At 66.0% G+C, this 20,928-nt stretch carries 29 protein-coding genes; 13 read left to right on the top strand and 16 right to left on the bottom strand.

The genetic code is table 11. The features are described from left to right. Positions 1 to 84: 84 nt before the first annotated feature. The 15 genes from IP83_RS00575 to coxB all read right to left on the bottom strand — a co-directional run bounded on the left by IP83_RS00575 (position 85) and on the right by coxB (position 12,201). On the bottom strand, positions 85 to 534 hold the full coding sequence (locus tag IP83_RS00575) for a molybdenum cofactor biosynthesis protein MoaE (protein ID WP_054120262.1): 450 nt from the start codon (positions 532 to 534) through the stop codon (positions 85 to 87). Between the two features lie 168 nt (positions 535 to 702). Then, complete coding sequence (locus IP83_RS00580; protein ID WP_054120263.1) at positions 703 to 942, bottom strand: MoaD/ThiS family protein; 240 nt, start codon at positions 940 to 942, stop codon at positions 703 to 705. Position 943: 1 nt separating this feature from the next. After that, complete coding sequence (moaA, locus tag IP83_RS00585) at positions 944 to 1,954, bottom strand: GTP 3',8-cyclase MoaA (RefSeq protein ID WP_054120264.1); 1,011 nt, start codon at positions 1,952 to 1,954, stop codon at positions 944 to 946. Next, positions 1,951 to 2,718 carry an SDR family oxidoreductase gene (locus IP83_RS00590; protein ID WP_054120265.1) on the bottom strand — a complete coding sequence of 256 codons (768 nt, stop codon included), beginning with the start codon at positions 2,716 to 2,718 and terminating at the stop codon, positions 1,951 to 1,953. The genes moaA and IP83_RS00590 overlap by 4 nt, the downstream gene beginning before the upstream one ends. Beyond that, on the bottom strand, positions 2,718 to 3,092 hold the full coding sequence (locus IP83_RS00595; RefSeq protein ID WP_054120392.1) for a dihydroneopterin aldolase: 375 nt from the start codon (positions 3,090 to 3,092) through the stop codon (positions 2,718 to 2,720). Before IP83_RS00595 ends, IP83_RS00590 begins: the two co-directional genes overlap by 1 nt. A gap of 60 nt (positions 3,093 to 3,152) precedes the next feature. Beyond that, positions 3,153 to 4,016: a class I SAM-dependent methyltransferase gene (locus IP83_RS00600; protein WP_156309522.1), complete on the bottom strand. Its 864-nt coding sequence runs from the start codon at positions 4,014 to 4,016 to the stop codon at positions 3,153 to 3,155. Positions 4,017 to 4,046: 30 nt separating this feature from the next. Continuing rightward, positions 4,047 to 5,453 (bottom strand): threonine synthase, encoded by a 1,407-nt coding sequence (gene thrC / locus IP83_RS00605; protein WP_054120267.1) that lies wholly within the window; start codon positions 5,451 to 5,453, stop codon positions 4,047 to 4,049. 224 nt (positions 5,454 to 5,677) lie between these two features. Further along, positions 5,678 to 6,268, bottom strand: a complete 591-nt coding sequence (locus IP83_RS00610; protein ID WP_054120268.1) for an SURF1 family protein — start codon at positions 6,266 to 6,268, stop codon at positions 5,678 to 5,680. Then, positions 6,265 to 6,639 (bottom strand): DUF983 domain-containing protein, encoded by a 375-nt coding sequence (locus IP83_RS00615; protein WP_054120269.1) that lies wholly within the window; start codon positions 6,637 to 6,639, stop codon positions 6,265 to 6,267. The genes IP83_RS00610 and IP83_RS00615 overlap by 4 nt, the downstream gene beginning before the upstream one ends. Positions 6,640 to 6,649: 10 nt before the next feature. After that, on the bottom strand, positions 6,650 to 7,471 hold the full coding sequence (locus tag IP83_RS00620) for a cytochrome c oxidase subunit 3 (protein WP_054120270.1): 822 nt from the start codon (positions 7,469 to 7,471) through the stop codon (positions 6,650 to 6,652). 115 nt (positions 7,472 to 7,586) lie between these two features. Continuing rightward, the gene (locus IP83_RS00625; protein ID WP_054120271.1) at positions 7,587 to 8,171 is read right to left on the bottom strand and encodes a cytochrome c oxidase assembly protein; all 585 of its coding nucleotides are present in this window, start codon (positions 8,169 to 8,171) and stop codon (positions 7,587 to 7,589) included. Further along, complete coding sequence (locus IP83_RS00630; protein ID WP_054120272.1) at positions 8,171 to 8,371, bottom strand: hypothetical protein; 201 nt, start codon at positions 8,369 to 8,371, stop codon at positions 8,171 to 8,173. The genes IP83_RS00625 and IP83_RS00630 overlap by 1 nt, the downstream gene beginning before the upstream one ends. After that, positions 8,368 to 9,291 carry a heme o synthase gene (locus IP83_RS00635; RefSeq protein WP_054120273.1) on the bottom strand — a complete coding sequence of 308 codons (924 nt, stop codon included), beginning with the start codon at positions 9,289 to 9,291 and terminating at the stop codon, positions 8,368 to 8,370. The genes IP83_RS00630 and IP83_RS00635 overlap by 4 nt, the downstream gene beginning before the upstream one ends. A gap of 153 nt (positions 9,292 to 9,444) precedes the next feature. Continuing rightward, positions 9,445 to 11,127: a cytochrome c oxidase subunit I gene (gene ctaD / locus IP83_RS00640; RefSeq protein WP_054120274.1), complete on the bottom strand. Its 1,683-nt coding sequence runs from the start codon at positions 11,125 to 11,127 to the stop codon at positions 9,445 to 9,447. Positions 11,128 to 11,154: 27 nt separating this feature from the next. Next, a complete protein-coding gene (gene coxB / locus IP83_RS00645) occupies positions 11,155 to 12,201 on the bottom strand; it encodes a cytochrome c oxidase subunit II (protein ID WP_054120275.1) in 1,047 nt (348 codons plus the stop codon). 295 nt (positions 12,202 to 12,496) lie between these two features. Here coxB and pyrE point away from each other — a divergent pair, with 295 nt between their 5' ends. From pyrE to IP83_RS00710, 13 genes are all read left to right on the top strand, one after another. After that, positions 12,497 to 13,078: an orotate phosphoribosyltransferase gene (gene pyrE / locus IP83_RS00650; RefSeq protein ID WP_054120276.1), complete on the top strand. Its 582-nt coding sequence runs from the start codon at positions 12,497 to 12,499 to the stop codon at positions 13,076 to 13,078. Continuing rightward, positions 13,078 to 13,818, top strand: coding sequence for a pyridoxine 5'-phosphate synthase (locus tag IP83_RS00655; protein WP_054120277.1), 741 nt, complete (start codon positions 13,078 to 13,080; stop codon positions 13,816 to 13,818). Before pyrE ends, IP83_RS00655 begins: the two co-directional genes overlap by 1 nt. Further along, positions 13,815 to 14,066, top strand: a complete 252-nt coding sequence (locus IP83_RS00660) for a hypothetical protein (protein WP_156309517.1) — start codon at positions 13,815 to 13,817, stop codon at positions 14,064 to 14,066. The genes IP83_RS00655 and IP83_RS00660 overlap by 4 nt, the downstream gene beginning before the upstream one ends. After that, positions 14,063 to 14,479, top strand: a complete 417-nt coding sequence (gene acpS / locus IP83_RS00665) for a holo-ACP synthase (RefSeq protein WP_054120279.1) — start codon at positions 14,063 to 14,065, stop codon at positions 14,477 to 14,479. The genes IP83_RS00660 and acpS overlap by 4 nt, the downstream gene beginning before the upstream one ends. Then, positions 14,476 to 15,384, top strand: coding sequence for a signal peptidase I (lepB, locus tag IP83_RS00670; protein WP_054120280.1), 909 nt, complete (start codon positions 14,476 to 14,478; stop codon positions 15,382 to 15,384). Before acpS ends, lepB begins: the two co-directional genes overlap by 4 nt. Then, entirely contained in the window at positions 15,381 to 16,451 is a 1,071-nt protein-coding gene (locus IP83_RS00675) for an AI-2E family transporter (protein WP_054120281.1), read from the top strand. The genes lepB and IP83_RS00675 overlap by 4 nt, the downstream gene beginning before the upstream one ends. A gap of 2 nt (positions 16,452 to 16,453) precedes the next feature. Continuing rightward, positions 16,454 to 17,593, top strand: a complete 1,140-nt coding sequence (locus IP83_RS00680) for a DUF3089 domain-containing protein (protein ID WP_054120282.1) — start codon at positions 16,454 to 16,456, stop codon at positions 17,591 to 17,593. Next, a complete protein-coding gene (gene ruvX, locus IP83_RS00685) occupies positions 17,590 to 18,057 on the top strand; it encodes a Holliday junction resolvase RuvX (RefSeq protein ID WP_054120393.1) in 468 nt (155 codons plus the stop codon). Before IP83_RS00680 ends, ruvX begins: the two co-directional genes overlap by 4 nt. Before the next feature lie 46 nt (positions 18,058 to 18,103). Then, entirely contained in the window at positions 18,104 to 18,595 is a 492-nt protein-coding gene (locus tag IP83_RS00690; RefSeq protein ID WP_054120283.1) for a PaaI family thioesterase, read from the top strand. Beyond that, on the top strand, positions 18,592 to 18,993 hold the full coding sequence (locus tag IP83_RS00695; protein WP_231624852.1) for a PaaI family thioesterase: 402 nt from the start codon (positions 18,592 to 18,594) through the stop codon (positions 18,991 to 18,993). The genes IP83_RS00690 and IP83_RS00695 overlap by 4 nt, the downstream gene beginning before the upstream one ends. Positions 18,994 to 19,352: 359 nt before the next feature. After that, positions 19,353 to 19,562 carry a cold-shock protein gene (locus tag IP83_RS00700; RefSeq protein ID WP_054120285.1) on the top strand — a complete coding sequence of 70 codons (210 nt, stop codon included), beginning with the start codon at positions 19,353 to 19,355 and terminating at the stop codon, positions 19,560 to 19,562. A gap of 76 nt (positions 19,563 to 19,638) precedes the next feature. Beyond that, the gene (locus IP83_RS00705; RefSeq protein ID WP_054120394.1) at positions 19,639 to 19,842 is read left to right on the top strand and encodes a hypothetical protein; all 204 of its coding nucleotides are present in this window, start codon (positions 19,639 to 19,641) and stop codon (positions 19,840 to 19,842) included. After that, positions 19,843 to 20,100 (top strand): hypothetical protein, encoded by a 258-nt coding sequence (locus tag IP83_RS00710; RefSeq protein ID WP_054120286.1) that lies wholly within the window; start codon positions 19,843 to 19,845, stop codon positions 20,098 to 20,100. It abuts the gene before it with no gap. Here IP83_RS00710 and IP83_RS00715 read toward each other — a convergent pair. Beyond that, entirely contained in the window at positions 20,097 to 20,870 is a 774-nt protein-coding gene (locus IP83_RS00715) for a bifunctional precorrin-2 dehydrogenase/sirohydrochlorin ferrochelatase (protein ID WP_054120287.1), read from the bottom strand. The genes IP83_RS00710 and IP83_RS00715 overlap by 4 nt on opposite strands. Positions 20,871 to 20,928: the final 58 nt, after the last annotated feature.

A 20,928-nucleotide genomic window follows, 5' to 3' on the forward strand; every position in this document is an offset into this window, starting at 1 on the left:
CATAGCTCCCTCCTCGCGCCTCGCGCTGGGCCAAAATCGGCTCCGTCACGGTGAGCAAGATTGGTCGGAAAGTGCTCTAGGCACCTACCAGCGCGCGAGGTCGCGGTGGTCGTCGGGCCGGGGCTCGATCCAGCGCCAGCCGGCGGCGGTTTTCTCGCGCTTCCAGAACCAGCTCTGGCTTTTCAGGTGGTCCATCGCGAAGTCCGCCGCGGCAAAGGCATCGCGGCGGTGGCGCGCGGCGGCGGCGACGAGGACGATGGGGTCGCCGGGATGCATCACGCCGTAGCGGTGGATGATCAGCAGGCCATCGAGCGCCCAGCGGGCGCGGGTCGCGGCGGCGAGCGCTTCCATGCCGGGCAGCGTCATCGCGGCGTAGTGCTTGAGTTCCAGCGCCTCGACCGCATGGGGCCCGGGTTCGGCGCGCACTTGGCCGAGGAAGCTGACGAGGCCGCCGGCTTGCGGATGCGCGGAAGTGAAGGCGGCCATTTCCTCGGGCGGGGAGAAGGCTTCGTCGAGCAGGCGGACGTCAGACATGCCATGCGCCGTGTTCGCTCCGGCTCACCCAACGTCCGTTCGTGTCGAGCCCCTCGACACGCTCGGGATAAACTTCGGGTCGAAGACCCGAAGTCGAGACACCAAATGCGGCGTCTGGTGTCTCGACTTCGCTCGACACGAACGGGGGAGGAGTGCGAAGCATATTGTTCAGCCCCCGCTGACGGGCGGGAGGAAGGCGAGTTCGTCCCCCTCCGCCAGCACGACCGCGTCGCTATCGCCCAGCAGTGCGCCGTTGAGCGCCATGCGCACGCGTTCGCCGAGGAGTTCGACGGCCAGCGCCGGATCGAGCGTGGTGAGCACTTGCTCCAGCGGTCCGGGCGTCACCGCAAGTTCGCCCATGCCGGCGATGTCTTCCAGCCGGCCGAGGAACACCAGTTTCGCGGGCATCTCAGCCGCCCGTCATCGACATGTGGCGCGCGAGCGCGGGGGCGGCGCCGGGCTTGTCAATCACGAAGGCGTGGCGTTCGGGCTTCTCGCCCATCGCGCGGGCGAAGGCATCGGCCATGGCCGCTTCGGGATTTTCGGACCGCAGCGCGGCGCGCAGATCGACCTTGCCCTCGCCGCCGAGGCACATGAAGAGCTGGCCGGTGGCAGTGACGCGCACGCGGTTGCAGCCCTCGCAGAAGTTGCCCGTCAGCGGGGTGATGAAGCCGAGCCGCCCGCCGGTCTCGGCCACATCGACATAGCGCGCGGGACCGCCGGTGCGGGCTTCACTGGCGGTCAGCGTCCAGCGCGCTTCCAGATCGCGGCGCACGGCATCGAGCGGCAGATAGTGATCGAAGCGGTCGCCCTCGACTTCGCCCAATGGCATGACTTCGATCAGCGTAACCGAATGGCCCTCGCCGTGCGCCCAGGCGATCAGGTCGGGCAGCTCATGCTCGTTGATGCCCTTGAGCGCCACCGCATTGAGCTTGATCCTGATCCCCGCCGCCTTGGCCGCGGCGATGCCTTCGAGCACCTGCGGCAGACTGTCGCGCCGGGTGAGCTCGGCAAACTTGGCGCGGTCCATCGTATCGAGCGAGACGTTGATGCGCTTGACGCCCGCCGCCGCGAGATCGTCGGCAAATTCAGCAAGGCGCGTGCCGTTGGTGGTGAGGGTCAGTTCGTCGAGGCTGCCATCATCCAGCTTGCGGCCCAGTGCGCGGACCAGCTGCATCATGTCGCGGCGCACCAGGGGCTCTCCGCCGGTCAGCCGGATCTTGCGCACGCCGCGCGCGATGAAGGCGAGCGCGACTTCGTGCAGCTCTTCCAGCGTGAGCACTTCGGCGCGAGGAAGGAAGGTCATGCGCTCGGGCATGCAATAGGCGCAGCGCAGATCGCACCGGTCGGTGAGCGAGAGCCGCAGATAGGTGATGCGGCGCGCGAAGCGATCAATCAGGGGCGACGGCGTGCAACTCATGCCTCGAGGTATACGAAGTCTCGCGCGAAAGATTCAAGGTGCGCGCCACCATCAACAAAAATAGTCTGGCCCGTTACGGTGCGGGCATGTGCTAGAAACACCACGGCATCGGCGATGTCATCGGGGCTGGCCAGTCGCTCCAGCGGCATCAGCGCGGTGAGGCGGAGCCACTGCTCTTCGGTATAGTCCGGCGTCGGCAGGGTGAGCCCCGGCGCGACGGCGTTGACCCGCATGCGTGGTGCAAGGCTGCGCGCGAGGGTGCGCACGGCGGCATGGAGCGCCTGCTTGGAGAGCGTGTAGCTCAGCTGATCCGGCACCGGATTGATCACGCGCTGGTCGAGGATGTGGACGACCGCAGCGTCGTCGCCGGCGATTTCGGCGAGCGCGCGGGTGAGGAGCACCGGCGCGGTCAGGTTCACTGCAAGGTGTTCGTCGAGCATTGCAGCCGTCACGGTCGCCGCGGAATCCTCGCGGAACAGGGCTGCGCAGTTTACCAGCAGTGTCGGCGCGCGCCCGGCCAGCACCTTCGCCTCGCCCGGCAGTCGGCTAGCCGCCTCGGCGTCTGAAAGATCCGCCGCCAGAGGGAAGACCGCAGCGCCGAGATCCGTCAATTCGGCTGTGAAGGCTGCATCGTGCGTTGCGAAGCTATGCGCATGGAGCGCGAGATCATAGCCCGCATGGGCCAGCGCGCTTGCGATGGCTGCGCCGATCCGCCGCCAGCCGCCGGTGACAAGGGCAAGCGGGCGTGCCGCAGTTTCCGTCATCAATCGCGCCGGTGCCGGGTAAGCGTCATGCCGATTTCCTCACCCCGCTCGCTGATCGCCAGCTTGACGATCTTCACCGTGACGCGCTGCACACGCTTGTCCTGCAGGAAGAGCGTTTCGCAGATGTGATCTGCCACCGATTCGATCAGCTGGAAATGGACACCCTTGGGCAGGCCTTCGGTCGCCGCGTGCTTGAGGTCCATATAGTTCTTGCTCGCGGTGAGCGGACAATCGGGGGTGTAGTGGTCCTGCGGGGCAAGCGCCGCCGAGATCGAGATGCGCAGCGGCTGCGGACGCCCGGTCTCCTCCGAATAGATCCCGGTGAGGACATCGGTTTCGATATTGGCGACTTCGAGGATGAGGCTATCGTTCACGGGGCGCGCCTCTGACACCCCGCAGCGCCCGTGTCCAGTGCGGCGGGGCTTCAGTTTTGCTTATGTTTCACGGTTGGACCAGCGCGCGAAGATCGCGGTGGGCAAGATGCGTCCATTCTCGCCGTCTTCCCTGATGGCAAGATCGCCATGTTCGACCGTGCCCGGCAGCCCCGCCAGCGCCTCTGCCAGCAGCCCGCCGATTGCGAGCGAAGACATGCGCACGGCGTAGACGGTGAGGAAGAGGAAGCGGCTGTCCGCATCGAGCAGCCGCGCGCAATCGGCGATGAGGGCGGGGAGGTTTTCCTCCAGCCGCCAGACCTCGCCTTCCGGCCCGCGCCCGAACTTCGGCGGATCGAGGATGATCCCGTCATAGCGCCGCCCGCGTCGCACCTCGCGCGCGGCGAACTTGGCGGCATCGTCGACGATCCAGCGCACCGGACGATCCTCGAGGCCCGCAACGGCCGCATTGGCGCGCGCCTGGGCGACGGCCTTCTTCGAGGCATCGACATGCGTCACCGGGCCGAAGCGCGAGAGCGCCATCGTGCCGACGCCGGTATAGCCGAACATATTGAGCGTGCTCGCGTCCGCTTTTCCTTCCAGCCGTTCCCCCATCCAGTCCCACACCGGCGCCATGTCAGGGAAGAAGCCGAGGTGGCGAAAGGGCGTGCACTGCGCGGTAAAGCCGATCCCGCGCCATGCCAGCGGCCAGCCTTCGCGCGGGACGGGCCTCACATAAGTCCAGCGCCCGCCGCCGTCCTCGTCGGAGCCGGGGACGAATTCGCCGTGGGCATCCCAAACGGCCTGCCGGGGCGCCCACATCGCCTGCGGTTCGGGGCGGATGAAGCGGTAGGGGCCGTAGCGCTCGAGTTTGCGCCCGTCGCCGCTGTCGATGAGGCCGAACTGGTCCCAGCCCGGCCCGACCATCAGCTTCGCCTGAAGATCGAGCGCGGCCACTTATCCCGCCCGAGGTGTCGCGCGCTCGGCGATCCACGCTGCGACGGTGTCGTAGTCGCCGGGCAGGCGCGTATAGGCTTCCTCGCGCACGAAGAGATCGCCGACGCGTGCGGGCAGGCCGGGGCGCACGCCGGTCGCGCGTTCGACTGCATCGCTGAACTTGGCAGGGTGCGCCGTGGCGAGCGTCACCACCAGCACATCGGGGCCCAGCCCCTCGGCCACGCGCGCCGCATGGAGGCCGATCGCGGTATGCGGATCGAGCACTTCGCCGCAGGCCTCGTAGGCCCAGCGCATGGCCTGCGCCATTTGTGCGGCATCGGCGCGGGTGCTGGTGAACAGCTTCGCCGTATTCTCGCGCTGCGCATTGGTGAGCTGCATCGCCCGGGTCGCTTCGAACTCGCGCATTTGCGCTGCCATCGCTGCGCCATCGCGCCCGCCTGCATCGTAGAGCAGCCGCTCGAAGTTGGAGGAGACCTGGATGTCCATCGAAGGCGCGGCAGTCGGCGTCACCGTGCCCGCCGAGTAGTCGCCGGTGGAGAGCGCGCGGTGGAGGATGTCGTTGATGTTCGTCGCAACGATCAGGCGCTCGATGGGAAGGCCCATCTGCGCGGCGACGTAGCCCGCGAAGACATCGCCGAAGTTGCCGGTCGGCACGCTGAAGGCCACGCGGCGCTCGGGCGCGCCGAGCTGCAGCGCGGCGGCGAAGTAGTAGACCACCTGCGCCATGAGCCGTGCCCAGTTGATCGAATTGACCGCAGCGATGCCGAAGCGGCTGGTCATCGCATGGTCGTTGAACATGCGCTTCACCATCGCCTGCGCATCGTCGAAGCTGCCGTCGATGGCAATGTTGTGGACGTTGGGCGCGAGCACCGTGGTCATCTGGCGGCGCTGCACATCGGACACGCGGCCATGCGGGTGGAGCATGAAGATATCGACCTTGGCGCGGCCCGCCACGGCATCGATCGCCGCCGAGCCGGTATCGCCGGAGGTTGCGCCGAAGATCGTCAAGTGATCGTCGCGGCGGCCGAGGAATTCCTCGAACAGCAGGCCGAGCAGCTGGAGCGCCACGTCCTTGAACGCCAGCGTGGGGCCGTGGAACAGCTCGAGCAGCCACTGCCGCTCATCGAGCTGCACCAGCGGCGTGACAGCGGCATGGGAGAAGCGGCCATAGGCTTCGCGCGTCAACTCCAGAAGGCGCTCGGGCGTGATGCAGTCGCCCACGAAGGGCTGCATGACCTTCGCCGCAAGCTCGGCGTAGGGCAGACCCGCCATCGCGGCGATTTCGGCTTGCGTAAAGGTCGGCCAGCGCTCGGGCACATAGAGCCCGCCGTCCGATGCGAGGCCGGCGAGGGTCACGCCCTCGAAATCGAGCGAGGGCGCGCTGCCCCGGGTGCTGACGTACTTCATGGCGCTGCCGGTTAGCCGCAGGGGGCGCGGGGCGCAAGGATTTGGGGAATGCGGGGGAGGCGGATGCGGATTTGGCATTGCGCAGAGGTCCGCATTCCAACCTCGATGCGCCCCTCGCCCAACCATCGTCGCCCCGTGCTTGACACGGGGCTGGGCTGTTCCTCCGGCGCGGCGCTCAACGGAAGAAAGCCAAGGCCCGGATCAAGTCCGGGCCGAAGACAGTTTCATTGAAGACCATCCTGCCGAGGTGTCCGCTCGTGCAGCCGCTTGCGCAGCGCCAGCGCATAGATCACCAGCGCCACCCCCGCGAAGAAGAACCACTGCACGGCATAGGCGAGGTGGTTGTTGGGGATGTCCTTGGGATCGGGTCGCGCGTTGGCATCGAGCCCCGCCTGAGGCGGATCAGCCACGAGGCGCGGCCCCGGCGCGATCCAGCCGGTGACAACGCCGCCGCTCCACGCAGGCGCGGCAGGATCGCGCGACCAGCCGAGCACGACCTGCCGCCTCGCCCCTTCTGCATCAATGCAGGTCACCACATGGGCAAGCCCGGCCTCGCCCTTGGCAGAGCGGCCCGAAAGCGTCGTCGGCGTGTCGGCGGCGCGACAATCGAGACGGCTGCGATGATAGAGCGCGCGCTGCATGGTGGAAGGCGCTTCAGGCCAGCGCACTTCGCCACCCGTTGCCTGTGCCGCCTCATAGCGCGCCAGCATCGCTTCCTTCTCGCCCAGCCGCTCAAGCTGCCAGAAGCCGAGCCGGAGCATCACCCCGACCGCGATCAGCACAATCAGCGTCGACACGATCGGAATACGCTTCACGCCACAACTCCCGCCGCGCGCAGGCGTGCCAACAAGAACACTGCCTTCATCAACCGGATCGCGCCGATGATCACCGCAGGTACGACCGCAACGATCAGACCCAGGATAAGCCACAAAGGCGGATGCAGCAGATCATCGAGCCTCAGAGCCGCTGCGATCATGAGAGCTATCAGTGGTAGCAGCACGAAATAGAGACCCCGCCCGCGCGGTTCATATTCGGCAAACGGCAACCCACAGCCTCGACATGCCGGGGCAAAGCCCGCTGGCGCATCCCACAGCGTGCGCGCGCCGCAGCGAGGGCACAAACCGAAAAGGGCAGCGCGGGTAAGACCGCCCTGCCCTTTCGTGTTCTGGTCGGTGCTGTCTGTCACCGGGGACCGATCACTCGATCGGCGCGCCCCAGCCGCCCCAGACGTAGATGGCGACGAAGAGGAACAGCCACACGACGTCGACGAAGTGCCAGTACCACGCGGCCGCTTCGAAACCGAAGTGCTGGCGCGGGGTAAAGTGGCCGGCATAGGCGCGCCACTGGCAGACGATCAGGAAGATCGTGCCGACGATGACGTGGAAGCCGTGGAAGCCGGTCGCCATGTAGAATGCCGAGCCGTAGGTGTTCTCGCCGAAGGGGAACGGCGCGTGCATGTATTCGTAGGCCTGGATCGAACTGAACAGCAGGCCAAGCGCGATGGTAGCCCAGAGGCCGGTCTTGAGGCCTTCGCGGTTGCCGTGGATCAGCGCGTGGTGCGCCCAGGTGAGGGTGGTGCCCGAGCAGAGCAGGATCAGCGTGTTGAGCAGCGGCAGGTCGAACGGGTTCATCACCGCTTCGATGCCCTTGGGCGGCCACTTGCCGCCGACCACTTCAGCCAGCTCGTTGGGGAACAGCGAGAAATCGAAGAAGGCCCAGAACCAGCCGACGAAGAACATCACTTCCGAAGCGATGAACAGGATCATGCCATAGCGCTGGTGAAGCTGCACGACCGGCGTGTGATCGCCCGCATGCGCTTCCTTGATCACGTTGCCCCACCACGAGAACATGGTGAGCGCGACGCCGAAGACGCCGAGCCACAGCGCGATCTTGCCGCCGGCCATGCCGTGCATGGCAAACACCCCGCCGCTCGTCATCGTGAGCGCCGAGAAGGCGCCGACGATCGGCCAGATATCAGGCGGCAGGATGTGGTAATCGTGGTTCTTGGTGCCGGCCATGTTCTTCTTCTAACCCCCATCAGCTTGGGACTTGGCGAAACGCACCGCGCAGGCACGATTCAGCTTGTTTGCAAACGCCTTTATCGAGGCCGCGCGGCGCGGTCCAGAGGCTTTCCTACTTGTTTTTGGGAGGCACTGGAGCGGTGCTGTCGGCGGCTTCCGTGAAGGTGTAGGACAGCGTGATCTCGCCCACGTCCTTGGCGTTGGGATCGGTCAGCATATCGGGATCGACGTAGTAGATGACCGGCATGCGCACCTGCTCGCCCGGCTCGAGCCGCTGCTCGTTGAAGCAGAAGCACTGGATCTTGTGGAAGTAGGCCCCGGTCTGCTCGGGCGTCACGTTGTAGATCGCGCGTCCGACGATGGGGCGACCCGACGTGTTCTTCGCGATGAAGAATGCCATCTTGCGCTCGCCGATATGCCCGTCCTGCGTCACCTGCTCGGGCCTGAACTCCCACGGCATGCCCTTGGTGACGTTGCCATCGAAGCGGATCGTGATCGGGCGCGCGGTGACCTTCACGCCGGCGGCCTGCGCCGCCGTCGCGCGCTGGGTCGTGCCGTTGAAGCCGGTGGCCTGGCAGAACATGCGGTAGAGCGGCACCGAGGCATAGCCGAGGCCGAGCATGGCGAGCGCGCCGCTGGCCGCAATAGCGGCAACCTTGCGGTTGCGCCGCGTAGCACCTTCGAGCGCCATGGCCATCAGGAGTGCTCCATCTGCTCGGCGCCTTCGGCCGGAGCGTGTTCGGGCTTGGCGGTGATCTTCACGATCGAGATCGCGAAGAACAGGATCACGAGGAAGCCGAGGATCAGTCCCATCACCTTGTTGCGCTCACGCTGGCGGGCGCGCAGTGCGTCCGTCTCGGCGGCGGTGAGCGGGCGGTTGTCGAAGGGCTGGGTCATGCTTGCAGGCCATAGATGGTCGCGAAGCGGTCGGCGACCAGCATCGCGAACAGGATGAACAGATAGAAGATCGAATAGGCGAACAGGCGCTTCTCCGGCTTCATGCCGTCGCCGGGTTCGGCCGTCCGCAGACCCACCTTGATCGACAGCCACAGGAACATTCCGCTGAGCAGGAACGCGGAAGCGCCGTACACCAGACCGGTACCGCCGATGAACCAGGGCGTCATCGAGAGCGGCAGAAGCACGAGCGCGTAAGCCAGAATTTGCCGCCGGGTCGAGCGTTCGCCCGCCACGACCGGCATCATCGGAATGCCCGCCTTGGAGTAGTCGATCTGCACGAACAGGGCGAGTGCCCAGAAGTGCGGCGGGGTCCACATGAAGATGATGAGAAAGAGGAGGACCGGCATCAGGGTGATGTGGCCGGTCACCGCGATCCACCCGATCAGCGGCGGAAAGGCCCCCGCCCCGCCGCCGATCACGATGTTCTGCGGCGTGCGCGGCTTGAGCCACACGGTGTAGAGATAGGCGTAGTAGAAGATCGAGAAGGCGAGGATGCCTGCCGCGAGCCAGCTGATCGCGAGGCCCATCGTCATCACCGAAATGCCCGACAGCGCGAACCCGAAGTCGCGCGCCGAGGTGCGGTCCATCCGGCCGCCGGGGATCGGGCGCTGCGCGGTGCGCTTCATCACCGCGTCGATATCGGCTTCCCACCACTGGTTGAGCGCCGCAGCGCCGCCCGCGCCGACCGCGATACACAGGATCGCGGTGAACGCGAGCACGGGATGGATGGAGCCGGGCGCTGCCAGCATGCCGCAGACGGCGGTGAAGATGACGAGCCGCATGACGCCCGGCTTGGTCAGCGCGAAGAAATCGCGCCAGTCGGCGGGCATGATCAGGGCCGTGGGGTTCGCGGTGGACATGATGCGCGGCCTATAGGCGCGGTTGACGCGAAGGGAAAGCGAAAGGGTGCCGGGCTTTGGGGCTATGCGGTGGAGCGTTGCGCTTTGGGCTGCCCAAACAAAAGGGCCCCGGATCGCTCCGGAGCCCCTCTGCTTGGTCGCACGGCAGTCCGATCAGTGCGCGTGCGCTTCCTCGATCACGGGGAGCGTCTCGAACTGGTGGAACGGCGGCGGGCTCGACAGCGTCCATTCGAGCGTGGTCGCGCCTTCGCCCCAGTAGTTGCCTTCCGCCTTCTTGCCGGCAGCCAGCGAGTAGATGATGTTCACGAAGAAGATCACCATCGACGCTGCCATCACGGTGTAGCCGTAGCTGGCGATCGTGTTCCAGTACTCGAACGCCGGGGCATAGTCCGGGTAACGGCGCGGCATACCCTGGACCCCGAGGAAGTGCATCGGGAAGAAGATCAGGTTCACGCCGACGAAGAAGACCCAGAAATGCAGGTGGCTGAGGAACTCGCTGTGCATGCGGCCGCTCATCTTCGGGAACCAGTAGTAGAACCCGGCGAAGAGCGAGGTGACCGCGCCCAGCGACAGCACGTAGTGGAAGTGCGCCACGACGTAGTAGGTGTCCTGGAGGTTGTCGTCGATGCCGCCGTTGGCAAGCACGACGCCGGTCACGCCGCCGACGGTGAAGAGGAAGATAAAGCCGATGGCCCAGACGAGCGGCGACTTGAATTCAAGGCTGCCGCCCCACATCGTCGCGATCCACGAGAAGATCTTGATGCCGGTGGGCACCGCGATAACCATCGTGGCGGCGGTGAAGTACATCTTCGTGTTCACGTCGAGACCGGTGGTGTACATGTGGTGCGCCCACACGATGAAGCCGACCGCGCCGATCGCGACCATCGCGTAGGCCATGCCGAGGTAGCCGAACACCGGCTTCTTCGAGAAGGTCGAGATGATCTGGCTGATGATGCCGAAGCCCGGCAGGATCATGATGTAGACTTCGGGGTGGCCGAAGAACCAGAACAGGTGCTGGTAGAGCACCGGATCACCACCGCCGGCCGGGTTGAAGAACGTCGTGCCGAAGTTGCGGTCGGTCAGCAGCATGGTGATCGCGGCGGCGAGAACCGGCAGCGAGAGCAGCAGCAGGAACGCGGTGACGAGCATCGACCACACGAACAGCGGCATCTTGTGCAGGGTCATGCCCGGCGCGCGCATGTTGAAGATGGTGGTGATGAAGTTGATCGCACCGAGGATCGAACCCGCGCCCGCAAGGTGCAGCGAGAAGATCGCGAAGTCGACCGCAGGGCCGACCGACCCGGAGGTCGAGAGCGGCGCGTAGACCGTCCAGCCGGTGCCTGCGCCCATGCCGGTGCCACCGGGCATGAAGGCCGAGATCATCAGCGAGCAGAAGCCCGAGACGGTCAACCAGAACGAGATGTTGTTCATGCGCGGGAAGGCCATGTCCGGCGCGCCGATCATCAGCGGCACGAACCAGTTGCCGAAACCGCCGATCAGGGCGGGCATGACCATGAAGAACACCATGATCAGGCCGTGGGCCGTGATCAGCACGTTCCACATGTGGAGCGTGGCGTTGAAATCCTGGTCGTTGCCGCCCAGGAAATGCGTCCACCAGCCGAGATACTGGATGCCCGGGTGCGCGAGTTCGGCGCGCATGATGCCCGAGACGCCGCCACCGATGATGCCCGCGATGATCGCGAAGATCAGGTAAAGCGTGCCGATGTCCTTGTGGTTGGTCGACATGAACCAGCGCTGGAAAAACGCGGGCTTGTGGTCGTGGTCGTGCGCCTCGTGGTGGGCGTCGAAGCCTTCGTGGGCTGGAATGCTGGCCATGGTTCTAACCTTGTCCTTCGAAATCTTTTACGCTGCCGGGGTCGGCTTGGCGGGGGCGGCCGCAGCCGTTGCCGCAGCCGGCGCACCAACGGTGCCGCCCTGCGTTTTCACCCACTCTTCGAACTTGGCGCGGGGCAGAGCCTCGACCACGATCGGCATGTAGCCGTGGCGGGCGCCGCACAGCTCGGAGCACTGGCCGTAGTAAACGCCCGGCTCCTTGATGAAGAGCACCTTCTCGTTGATCTTGCCGGGGACGGCATCGAGCTTGAACCACAGCGAGGGCACGGCAAAGGCGTGGATCACATCTGAACCGGTGGTCTGCAGGCGGATCGGCTCACCGGCGGGGACGACCATGCGGTTGTCAGCGGCCAGCTGCGGCTGCTCGCCGCGCTTGATGGCTTCGGCGTCCGGCAGGATGTTCGAAATCACTTCGAAGCCGCCGTTGTCCGGATAGGTATAGCCCCAGTACCACTGGTAGCCGGTCGCCTTGACCGTCAGCGCACCCTTCGGCGCCGGGGCATACTGGTGCGCGAGGAGGCGGATCGAGGGGACCGCGACCACAACAAGGATGAGCACCGGGACAACCGTCCAGATGATCTCGATCGTGGTGTTGTGGCTGGTCTTGGAAGCGACCGGGTTGGCGCGGCGGTTGAAGCGCACCATCACGAGCAGAAGCAGCAGAAGCACGAACAGCGTGATCACGGTGATCACCGGCATCAGCAGGTAATCGTGCATGCGCAGGGCCTCATCACCGATCGGCGAATACTGATCCTGGAAGGTCCAGCCCTTGGCGACCGGCTGGCCCTTGCCTTCGGTCGGCTTCATCGGGGTGTAGGAACCCTTGTCGACCGGGGCAGCGGCGGCAGGAGCAGCCGCGTCCGCAGCAGCGGCGCTCGCGGCCGGAGCCGGCGCAGCGGCGACCGGTGCTTCAGGTGCCGGTGCGGCAGCAGCAGGTGCTGCAGGAGCCGGAGCGGCAGCCGCCGCCATGGCCTGAGGCGCAAATGCAAGCGCGGCCGCAAGGCTCAGTGTCCGAAACGCGCCCGTCACGGCGCGGGCAACATGGGTAAGACTCATGATCAACCGCTCTCGATTTTTTGCTTCTGTGCCGGGCATTTGCCCCGACACTCCACACCCCAATTCCCTAAATTCAAGGGGGCCTATACGCGCGCTCGCCGCAAGCCTCAAGCGCCCAGGCGTATATTTTTGGGGCAATAGCGCTTGCCCTAAAGCTCTAAGGCGCAATGCGAATAAGGGGAATCAGGCGAGTCTGCCTGCAGTCCGACATAGCGCGGCGCTCCCGGCTTCGCTATGGACCCTGCCCTGATACACCGGCTGCGGGACATCGCGACCCGCCCATCATGGAACAAACATGCTCGAAGACGAGATCCTTTCCGAATTCCGCGCCAGCGAAGCCTTGCTCGAAGGCCATTTCCTGCTCTCCTCCGGCCGCCACAGCGCACATTACCTGCAGTGCGCGCGCGTACTGATGGATCCGATGCGCGCCTCGCGGCTGGCTTCGGCCCTTGCCGCGACTCTGCCGCGCGATCTTCGCCAGCAGATTGGCAAGGTGATCTCCCCTGCGATGGGCGGGGTGATCATCGGGCACGAAATGGGCCGCGCGCTGGGTGTGGAGGCGATGTTCGTCGAGCGCCCGACCGGGACGTTCGAGCTGCGCCGGGGCTTTTCGCTCAAGGCGGGCGAAAAGGTGTTGATGGTCGAGGACGTCGTGACCACCGGCCTGTCCAGCCGCGAGGCCATTGCCGCGATCGAGGCGGCGGGCGGAGTCGTGGTGGCCGGCGCCGCGCTGGTCGACCGCTCGGCCGGTACGGTCGACCTCGGCGTGCCGTTCTACCCGCTGGTCAGCCTCAACTTCCCGACCTACGCGCCAGACGAGCTGCCGCCCGAACTCGCCGCGACTCCGGCGATCAAGCCCGGGAGCCGCGCGGCCTGATGAGTCTTCACTCGGTCCAGCGCCTGCGTCTCGGCGTCAACATCGATCACGTCGCGACGATCCGCAACGCGCGCGGGGGCGATCACCCCGATCCGGTGCGCGCGGCTCAGATCGTGGCTGAAGTCGGCGGCGACGGCATCACCGCGCACTTGCGCGAGGATCGCCGCCACATCCGCGACGAGGACCTTGCACGCATTCAGGCCGCGACGAACCTGCCGCTCAATCTCGAGATGGCGGCGACCGAGGAAATGCTGGCGATCGCGCTGCGCCATAAGCCGCATGCCGCCTGCATCGTGCCCGAACGGCGCGAGGAGCGCACGACCGAGGGCGGGCTCGATGCGGCAGGCCAGCACAACCGCCTCGCCCCCATCGTCAGCCGTCTTGCTGATGCAGGCATCCGCGTCAGCCTGTTCATCGCGCCGGAACCGCGCCAGATCGAAGCCGCGATGAAGCTCGGCGCACCAGTGGTGGAGCTTCACACCGGCGAATATGCCCATGCGCAAGGCGAGGCGCGCGCGGTGGAACTGAAGCGAATCGCCGACATGGCCGCGCTCGCCGCGAAAAACGGGATCGAGCCGCATGCAGGGCACGGACTGACCTATGAGAACGTGACCGCCATTGCCGCGATCCCGCAGCTGGCCGAGCTCAACATCGGGCACTACCTGATCGGTGAGGCGATCTTTACCGGCCTTGCCCCGGCGGTTCTGAAGATGCGCGAACTGATGGATGCGGCGCGGTGAACGTGAACCAGACTCGCGGAACACCAGCTGAGAGGCTGGGCTTTATTGCCTTCGCGCTTAAGCTCCTGCTGCTCGGGCTGGTGGTGGTTGCCCTGGCAATGCTGGGCCTCGATCTCGCCGCAGGCCGGAAGGCAGGCATCCCGGCTGTCTTACTCATAGCTATTTGTAGCACAGCATTTGCCCAGATCGGCTGCTGGGTCGGCTACCGCGTGCTCACACCACGCAAGCCCCACAAGGACAGACCATGATCATCGGCATGGGCTCCGATCTCTGCAATATCGAGCGCATCCAGGCCTCGCTCGACCGCTTTGGCGAGCGCTTTGTGCAGCGGGTTTTCACGCCCATCGAACAGGCCAAAGCCGCGCGGCGGCCCTATACCAAGGCGGGCACACTGGCGAAGCGCTTTGCCGCCAAGGAAGCCTTTTCCAAGGCCGTCGGGACGGGCTTCAAGGCGGGCGTATTCATGAAGGACATCGGCGTGGTCAACGCGCCGTCCGGTGCGCCGACGCTTGCACTGACCGGCGGCGCTGCTGCGCGTCTGGCCGCAATCACCCCGGCGGGGCACGAGGCCGTGGTTCACCTGACGCTCACCGACGACCACCCATGGGCGCAGGCCTTCGTCGTGATCGAGGCGCGCCCCCTATCTGCAGGTGCTGCTTGACCGACGTTCCCGAGACCGCATCCACACCGGATATCCCGACGGCCGAACCCCAGACTCCCGAAAGCGAAGCCAGCGAACACGAAGGCACCAACTGGCTCGCCGAGATGCGCGGGCTGCTCTTGATGCTGCTCGCGGTGATCGGGTTTCACAGCTTCGTGGCCAAGCCTTTCTACATCCCGTCGATCTCGATGATGCCCAACCTGCTGGTGGGCGATCAGCTGGTGGTTTCGAAGTACCCCTACGGCTGGTCATGGGTCTCGGCCTCGATGCATTTCCTGCCGCGTTCGAAGACGCGCATCCTGCCCGCGACTCCGGCCTATGGCGATATCGTGATCGTCGTGCCGCCGGACCGCGACGAGGACTATATCAAGCGCGTCGTCGCGCTGCCGGGTGACCGCATCGCGGTGGTCAACGGCCAGATCATCCTCAATGGCAAGCCCGTGCCGCAAGTCGCCGAAGCGCCGCTGGAACTGCCGGTCGATCCGAACCAGCCCTGCGATCCCGATGACTTTCCGGGCCTCCGATATCGCACGGCAGACGGCAAGCAGGTCTGCGAGCTGCCGATCTTCCGCGAGACCCTGCCCAACGGCGCGACCTACCGGATCATCGACCACAAGCAGCAGCCGCTCGACAACTATCCCGAGACGAAGGTGCCGCAGGGCTACGCGTTCCTGATGGGCGACAACCGCGACCACTCTGCCGACAGCCGCGCGCCGATCATCGAAAAGGGCCTTGGCGGGCCGGTGCCGCTCGCGGATATCGGCGGGCGTGCGGAGTTCATCACCTACTCGCTCAACGGCACCGAAACGTGGAACCCGCTGACGTGGTATGGCGCCTTGCGAGGAAACCGCGCTTCGCTCAGACTGCGGCCGATGATCCTGAAGGGAACCGCCGCAAGACCATGAGCGACGAGCCGAATTCCGCCCCGAAGCACAGCGCCGGCCCCACCGATATCCGCGACGATCTCGTCCGGCAGGAAATCAAGCGCGCCGCCGTGTGGATCGGCATGGCCGGCCTTGCCGCGCTGGCCGTCTATCTCGCGCATCCGCTGCTGGTGATTTTCGGCGGCTTCGTGTTCGCCATGCTGATCGACGGCGGCCAGCGCCTGCTCGGCCGCGTGCTGCCCATCCGGCGGACGTGGCGGATCGCGGTCGTCCTGCTCGCCACCGTGGCATTTCTTGTCTGGGTGGTGGAATTCGCCGGCAGCCAGATCATGACGCAGGCCGCAGAAATGCCGCCGCTGGTGACGGCACAGGCGCAGCGCGCGCTCGATTGGGCGAGCGCGCACGGCCTCACCATGGGCCGCGCCGACGTCAGCGGACTCGTGAAGGAGCTGCTCGGCAGCGTCAGTCAGGTCACGCAGGCGCTCGGCGGACTGTTCGGCGGGGTTACCACGCTGCTGATCATCGTGATCCTCGGCATCTACTTCGTGCTCGAACCCGACATGTACCAGCGCGGCCTTGCGTGGATGCTGCCCGCCGAAAGCCGCGAGTATTTCCACGGCACCACCCACCGCATGGGCCGCACTTTGCGCATGCTGCTGGCGGGGCGCATGCTCGGCATGGTGATCGAAGGCGTGTGCACGTGGATCGCGCTCGCGGTCTACGGGGTGCCGATGGCGGCGCTGCTCGGCCTGCTCACCGGGCTCCTCGTGTTCCTGCCCAATATCGGCGCGCCGATTTCGGGCATCCTGATGATCCTTGTCGGCTTTTCGGGCGGGACCGCGATGGGGATCTACTGCATCATCGTCTATGTCGTGGTGCAGACGGTGGACGGCAACGTCATCGTGCCCATGGTAGCCAAGCGCACGGCAGACCTTGCCCCCGCGCTCGTGCTCGGCGCGCAGCTGATCTTCGGTGTGCTGTTCGGCATCCTCGGCCTAGCGCTCGCCGATCCGCTGGTGGTCATGCTCAAGATCGCGCTCGAGCGGCAGGCTGAACACAACACCCGCCGCGACGAAGCCACAGGATAACCATGGCTCGGAAGTTTCTCTATTTCGTCGCACTGCTGATTGTGATGGCCATCGCCGCGCTCTTCGCGCTGCGTATCTGGTCGGCGGAGCTGACCCGCTTCGCCTTCGTGCCGCGCGGCGCGTTCGAGACGCAACCAGCCCTGCGTGCAGGCGTCTATGAAGATCCGGCCATGTGGGTCTCCCGCCCCGGCACGGTCGATGACCCCGCCCAGTACCGCCCCGAGGGCATGCCAGCCGCGCCACAGGGCAAGGCCTATGTCTTCTTCATCCACCCGACCAGCTATCTTGCCCGCGAGCACTGGAACGGCCCGATCGACGACAAGGATACGCGCAACCGCACCGCGCTGTTCGTGCGCGGCATGGCCAGCGCCTTCAACGGCGAGGCGGCGGTCTTCGTGCCCTATTACCGGCAGGCCGCCTTTGGCAGTTTCCTGGTCAACCGGCCGGAAACCCTGAAGGCGCGGGCGGTTGCCTATGGCGATGTCCGCGCGGCTTTCCGCGCCTTCGTCGCCGCCATTCCCGCCGATGCGCCGATCGTGCTGGCTGGCCACAGCCAGGGCGCCTTGCACGTGATGCACCTTCTGAAGGACGATGTGAAAGGCACACCGCTGGCGGCTCGCATTGTCGCGGCCTACATGGTCGGCTGGCCGATCTCGCCGCTGGCGGACTTGCCGCAGACCGGCCTGCGCCCCTGCACCGCGCCCGAACAGACCGGCTGCGCGATGAGCTGGCTGAGCTTTGCCGATCCGCCCGATGCGCGGCTGATGCTCGATACCTACCGCGCCGAGCCCGGGCTCGACGGCATGGCAAAGGGTCCGGAGCCGATCCTCTGCACCAATCCGCTCACGGGCGGGAGCGCCCCTTCCGCACCCGGAAGTGCCAATCTGGGCACCATGGTCCCTTCGCAAGATCTGGCCTCGGGCAAGCTGGAGAAGCGCGGCATTCCGGCGCGCTGCGACGAACGATCCGGTCTCCTGATGATCGGCGAACCGCCCGATCTTGGCCCCTACGTGCTGCCGGGCAACAACTACCATGTCTATGACGTGCCGCTGTTCTGGGCCAACGTCCGAGCTGACGTCGCGCGCCGTTCGGAGGCGTGGCTGGCGCAGCACCGGAACGCCCGGCCGGGACCCGCCCGATGATCACCACCAGCGCCGCCGAACTGCGCGGGGCCTTGCCGGAGGGTGGCGCCTTGATGGGCCTCGATCCCGGCACCAAGACCATCGGCGTGGCGCTGTGCGATGCGGGCTGGCGCTTCGCCACGGCCGGGCAGACGATCCGCCGCCGCAAATTCACGCAGGACAAGGCCGAGCTTGCCGCCCTTGTCACCTCCCGCAACGTCAAGGGCCTCGTCATCGGCCTGCCGCTGCATATGGACGGCAGCGAAAGCCCGCGCAGCCAGGCCGCCCGCGCGATGGCGCGCAACCTCGAGGACCTCGGACTCCCGATCCTGCTATGGGACGAACGCTGGACCACGCAAGCCGCCGAACGCGCCATGATCGAGCAGGATTTCAGCCGCGCCAAGCGAGCCGAGCGCATCGATTCGCACGCCGCTGCGCTGATCCTGCAAGGGGCGATAGACGCGATGGCGGGTGCTGCTTTCTGATTTTTGGCGGTTGCCAGCGTCGCAGCACCCCGGCACAGCGCTTGTCATGAGCAAGGATGAAAAAGTCGCGGGCGTGCCCAACACCAGCCTGCCCGAAGGCTTCGTGTTCGATCCCGAACGCGGTGCGCGCTGGTTCACGCGGCATGGCCACACCGGCTTCCTCGGCATGGAATACCATGACCACGGCGAGGACTGGATCGAGCTCGCCCTCCCTTGGCGCGAGGATCTCGTCGGCGTCGAGGAAACCGGTGTGCTGGCATCCGGCCCTATCATCAGCCTGCTCGACAACGCGACATCGATGTCGGTCTGGACGCGGCAGGGCACGTTCAACCCGCAAGTCACGCTCGATCTGCGCATCGACTACGTGCGCGCCGCGACGCCGGGCAAGACGGTGATCGCGCGCGCCGAATGTTATCAGGTGCGCCGCTCGATGGCCTTCGTGCGCGGCATCGCCCATGAAGGCGATGTCACCGATCCGATCGCACACACCGCCGGCATTTTCATGCTGGTGAGCAGCGAAGGGTGGGCCAAGCCGTGAGCGAATACCATTTGCCCCCCTACGCCCGCAGCATGGGCATGGAAGTCGACCACGTAGAAGACGGCGCGCCCGTCATCGCGATGGACTTTGCGACGCGCGTGATGGGCCGCCCCGGCTTTCTCCACGGCGGCGCGATCGGCGGCCTGCTCGAAATGGCCGCCCACGCTGCCTTGCGCGCCGAACTGGAGCGGCAGGGCAGCGATTCCCGCATCAAGCCGGTCAATATCAGCATCGAGTACCTGCGCGGCGGCGTGCAGGAACGCACCTTTGCGCGCGGCGAAGTGATCCGGGCCGGGCGGCGCGTCGCCAACGTTCGGGTGGAAGCGTGGCAGGGGGACCGAAGCAGGCTGGTCGCCAGCAGCTGGATGAATTTTCTGCTGGCGCCGCCGAAAACCTGAGGCGTTCTCAAATTTCGGAACCGGTCTGGCTATGCATGTTCGCCTAGCCGGGGAATTTACTTGTAATTTTTTCTTGAAGCACTATTTCAATCGTGCCTCTCGTCGATTGCGACGGAATTTGCGCGCGGCTTTGGCCCGCATTTTTTCCATTTCATGATGCCTGGCTCTTTTGACCGGTATGCGCCGGTCTACCCATGCTGCTCTCGTTGAAGTGAGACGGGCATCGACGACTTAATTCTGGTTCGGGAACGCGTTTCCCTCACCTCGAACGACCCTCGATTTCCTTTCAAGTGACGACCTGACGCACGACCCCGTCGGCACCCCGCCGGCGGACCAACGTTTCTTGAAAGGAAGCGAACATGACTATCGGAACCGTGAAATTCTTCAACGAAGACAAGGGCTATGGCTTCATCCAGCCGGATGATGGCGGCAAGGACAGCTTCGTCCACATCTCCGCCGTGCAGGCGGCTGGCATGGCCACGCTGAACAAGGATCAGCGCGTTTCCTACGAAGTCGAGACCGGCCGCAACGGCAAGGAATCGGCCGTCAATCTCGCCAGCGCGAACTGACCCGCTCCATCCCCGGCGGGTCCCTTTGCGGATCGCCGGGGATACCCTTTCCCGTCCCCTCCCGGAGTCGATGTTGATGGCACTGTCCTACGAATTCCTCATCGAACGCGCCGAACAGGCCGCCTCCGAAGCGGCGGGCGCCTTGCTCGACAACGTGCGCGACCGCGCACTGCGTTCGGAAAAGGCGTGGCGCGCCATGGCCGAGCAACTCCGCCAAGTGACGGAAGGCCGCGAACTGGCGCGGCTCGAACGCCTCGCCGTGTCAGCCATGCCAACCTGAATGAAAAAGAATCCCGGTCTCGATCTGCCCCAGCTTTTCGCAGCGCTCGAAGTCTCGGACATCGCGGCGATCAACGGCATTGCCAGCCTTGCCAACATCCTGCGCCTGCGCGGGCTGCTCAGCGTGACCGAAGCCTCCGCGCTGCACCAGAGCATGAGCCTGCCGCTCGGCCTCCCGCGCCATGCCGACAATCTGGCGGTGCAGGAACTGCAGGCGCATCTCGACGACCTCTTCGCGCATATCATAGCGCCGGATTAGGTCGCCTCGATCACCACCACGATCCCGCCGTCCGGCTCTGCCTCACCCGGCTTGATCCGCGCGGCATCGGCCCGCACCCGCGCCAGGACCGCGGCGGGTGCGTCAGGGCCAGCGATCACCGCATCAGCCTGACCCAGCAGTCGTGCCTCGCGCAGCGTCAGGTCATCGGGATCACTGGACCGCAACCGGATCACGAAGCGGCCTGAGGCGCCATGAGCGGCGCCTGCCACCCACGCCGCGACATCGCCGTCCTCGCGCAAAGGATCGAGCGCACCGCCTTCCTCCAGCGCCGCATCGAGCGCGCGGCGGCGCTCCGGCCCTGTCGGCCAGCGCGAACGCATCGCGCCCCGCGCCGCGTAGAGTGCATCGGCCAGTGCACCCAAGCCTTGCGGCAGGAGCCGCTCCAGCCGGAGGCGCAGCGCTTTGGCGAGGCCTGCCGAGGCGCCGCCCGTTCCGACCGCGACGATCACCGGCGCGCGGTCGATGATCGAAGGCGTGGTGAAATCGCACAGCGCGGGCTTGTCGACGACGTTGACGAGCAGCCCAGCCCCCCGCGCGCGAATGGCATCTGCCTGACAGGCCGCCTCGTCCTCGTGCGCAATGAAGGCCAGCCGCGCGCCCATGTCGATGCCCTCGGCAAGGTCCTCGATCACCTTGCCGCCCGCGCGGAGCACCAGCCGCCGCTTGGCCTCCGCTGCCTCGCCATGGCCCAGCACGACCACCGGTTGCCCGGCGAGGCGGTGGAACAGCGGGAGGCTGGGGAGAGTCATGCTTGTGGCCTATGTCGTGCGAGATGCTTCGACAAGCTCAGCATGAGCGGACGAAGGT

Source organism: Novosphingobium sp. AAP93 (genome assembly GCF_001296055.1).
Lineage (GTDB): Bacteria > Pseudomonadota > Alphaproteobacteria > Sphingomonadales > Sphingomonadaceae > Novosphingobium.

Excerpts from the sequence above, each read along its gene's own strand:
- IP83_RS00575 (WP_054120262.1), bottom strand. The coding sequence starts at position 534 with ATGTCTGACGTCCGCCTGCTCGACGAAGCCTTCTCCCCGCCCGAGGAA.
- IP83_RS00580 (WP_054120263.1), bottom strand. The coding sequence starts at position 942 with ATGCCCGCGAAACTGGTGTTCCTCGGCCGGCTGGAAGACATCGCCGGC.
- moaA (WP_054120264.1), bottom strand. The coding sequence starts at position 1,954 with ATGAGTTGCACGCCGTCGCCCCTGATTGATCGCTTCGCGCGCCGCATC.
- IP83_RS00590 (WP_054120265.1), bottom strand. The coding sequence starts at position 2,718 with ATGACGGAAACTGCGGCACGCCCGCTTGCCCTTGTCACCGGCGGCTGG.
- IP83_RS00600 (WP_156309522.1), bottom strand. The coding sequence starts at position 4,016 with ATGGTCGGGCCGGGCTGGGACCAGTTCGGCCTCATCGACAGCGGCGAC.
- thrC (WP_054120267.1), bottom strand. The coding sequence starts at position 5,453 with ATGAAGTACGTCAGCACCCGGGGCAGCGCGCCCTCGCTCGATTTCGAG.
- IP83_RS00620 (WP_054120270.1), bottom strand. The coding sequence starts at position 7,471 with ATGGCCGGCACCAAGAACCACGATTACCACATCCTGCCGCCTGATATC.
- IP83_RS00625 (WP_054120271.1), bottom strand. The coding sequence starts at position 8,171 with ATGGCCATGGCGCTCGAAGGTGCTACGCGGCGCAACCGCAAGGTTGCC.
- IP83_RS00630 (WP_054120272.1), bottom strand. The coding sequence starts at position 8,371 with ATGACCCAGCCCTTCGACAACCGCCCGCTCACCGCCGCCGAGACGGAC.
- IP83_RS00635 (WP_054120273.1), bottom strand. The coding sequence starts at position 9,291 with ATGTCCACCGCGAACCCCACGGCCCTGATCATGCCCGCCGACTGGCGC.
- ctaD (WP_054120274.1), bottom strand. The coding sequence starts at position 11,127 with ATGGCCAGCATTCCAGCCCACGAAGGCTTCGACGCCCACCACGAGGCG.
- coxB (WP_054120275.1), bottom strand. The coding sequence starts at position 12,201 with ATGAGTCTTACCCATGTTGCCCGCGCCGTGACGGGCGCGTTTCGGACA.
- pyrE (WP_054120276.1), top strand. The coding sequence starts at position 12,497 with ATGCTCGAAGACGAGATCCTTTCCGAATTCCGCGCCAGCGAAGCCTTG.
- IP83_RS00655 (WP_054120277.1), top strand. The coding sequence starts at position 13,078 with ATGAGTCTTCACTCGGTCCAGCGCCTGCGTCTCGGCGTCAACATCGAT.
- acpS (WP_054120279.1), top strand. The coding sequence starts at position 14,063 with ATGATCATCGGCATGGGCTCCGATCTCTGCAATATCGAGCGCATCCAG.
- IP83_RS00675 (WP_054120281.1), top strand. The coding sequence starts at position 15,381 with ATGAGCGACGAGCCGAATTCCGCCCCGAAGCACAGCGCCGGCCCCACC.
- IP83_RS00680 (WP_054120282.1), top strand. The coding sequence starts at position 16,454 with ATGGCTCGGAAGTTTCTCTATTTCGTCGCACTGCTGATTGTGATGGCC.
- ruvX (WP_054120393.1), top strand. The coding sequence starts at position 17,590 with ATGATCACCACCAGCGCCGCCGAACTGCGCGGGGCCTTGCCGGAGGGT.
- IP83_RS00690 (WP_054120283.1), top strand. The coding sequence starts at position 18,104 with ATGAGCAAGGATGAAAAAGTCGCGGGCGTGCCCAACACCAGCCTGCCC.
- IP83_RS00700 (WP_054120285.1), top strand. The coding sequence starts at position 19,353 with ATGACTATCGGAACCGTGAAATTCTTCAACGAAGACAAGGGCTATGGC.
- IP83_RS00705 (WP_054120394.1), top strand. The coding sequence starts at position 19,639 with ATGGCACTGTCCTACGAATTCCTCATCGAACGCGCCGAACAGGCCGCC.
- IP83_RS00710 (WP_054120286.1), top strand. The coding sequence starts at position 19,843 with ATGAAAAAGAATCCCGGTCTCGATCTGCCCCAGCTTTTCGCAGCGCTC.
- IP83_RS00715 (WP_054120287.1), bottom strand. The coding sequence starts at position 20,870 with ATGACTCTCCCCAGCCTCCCGCTGTTCCACCGCCTCGCCGGGCAACCG.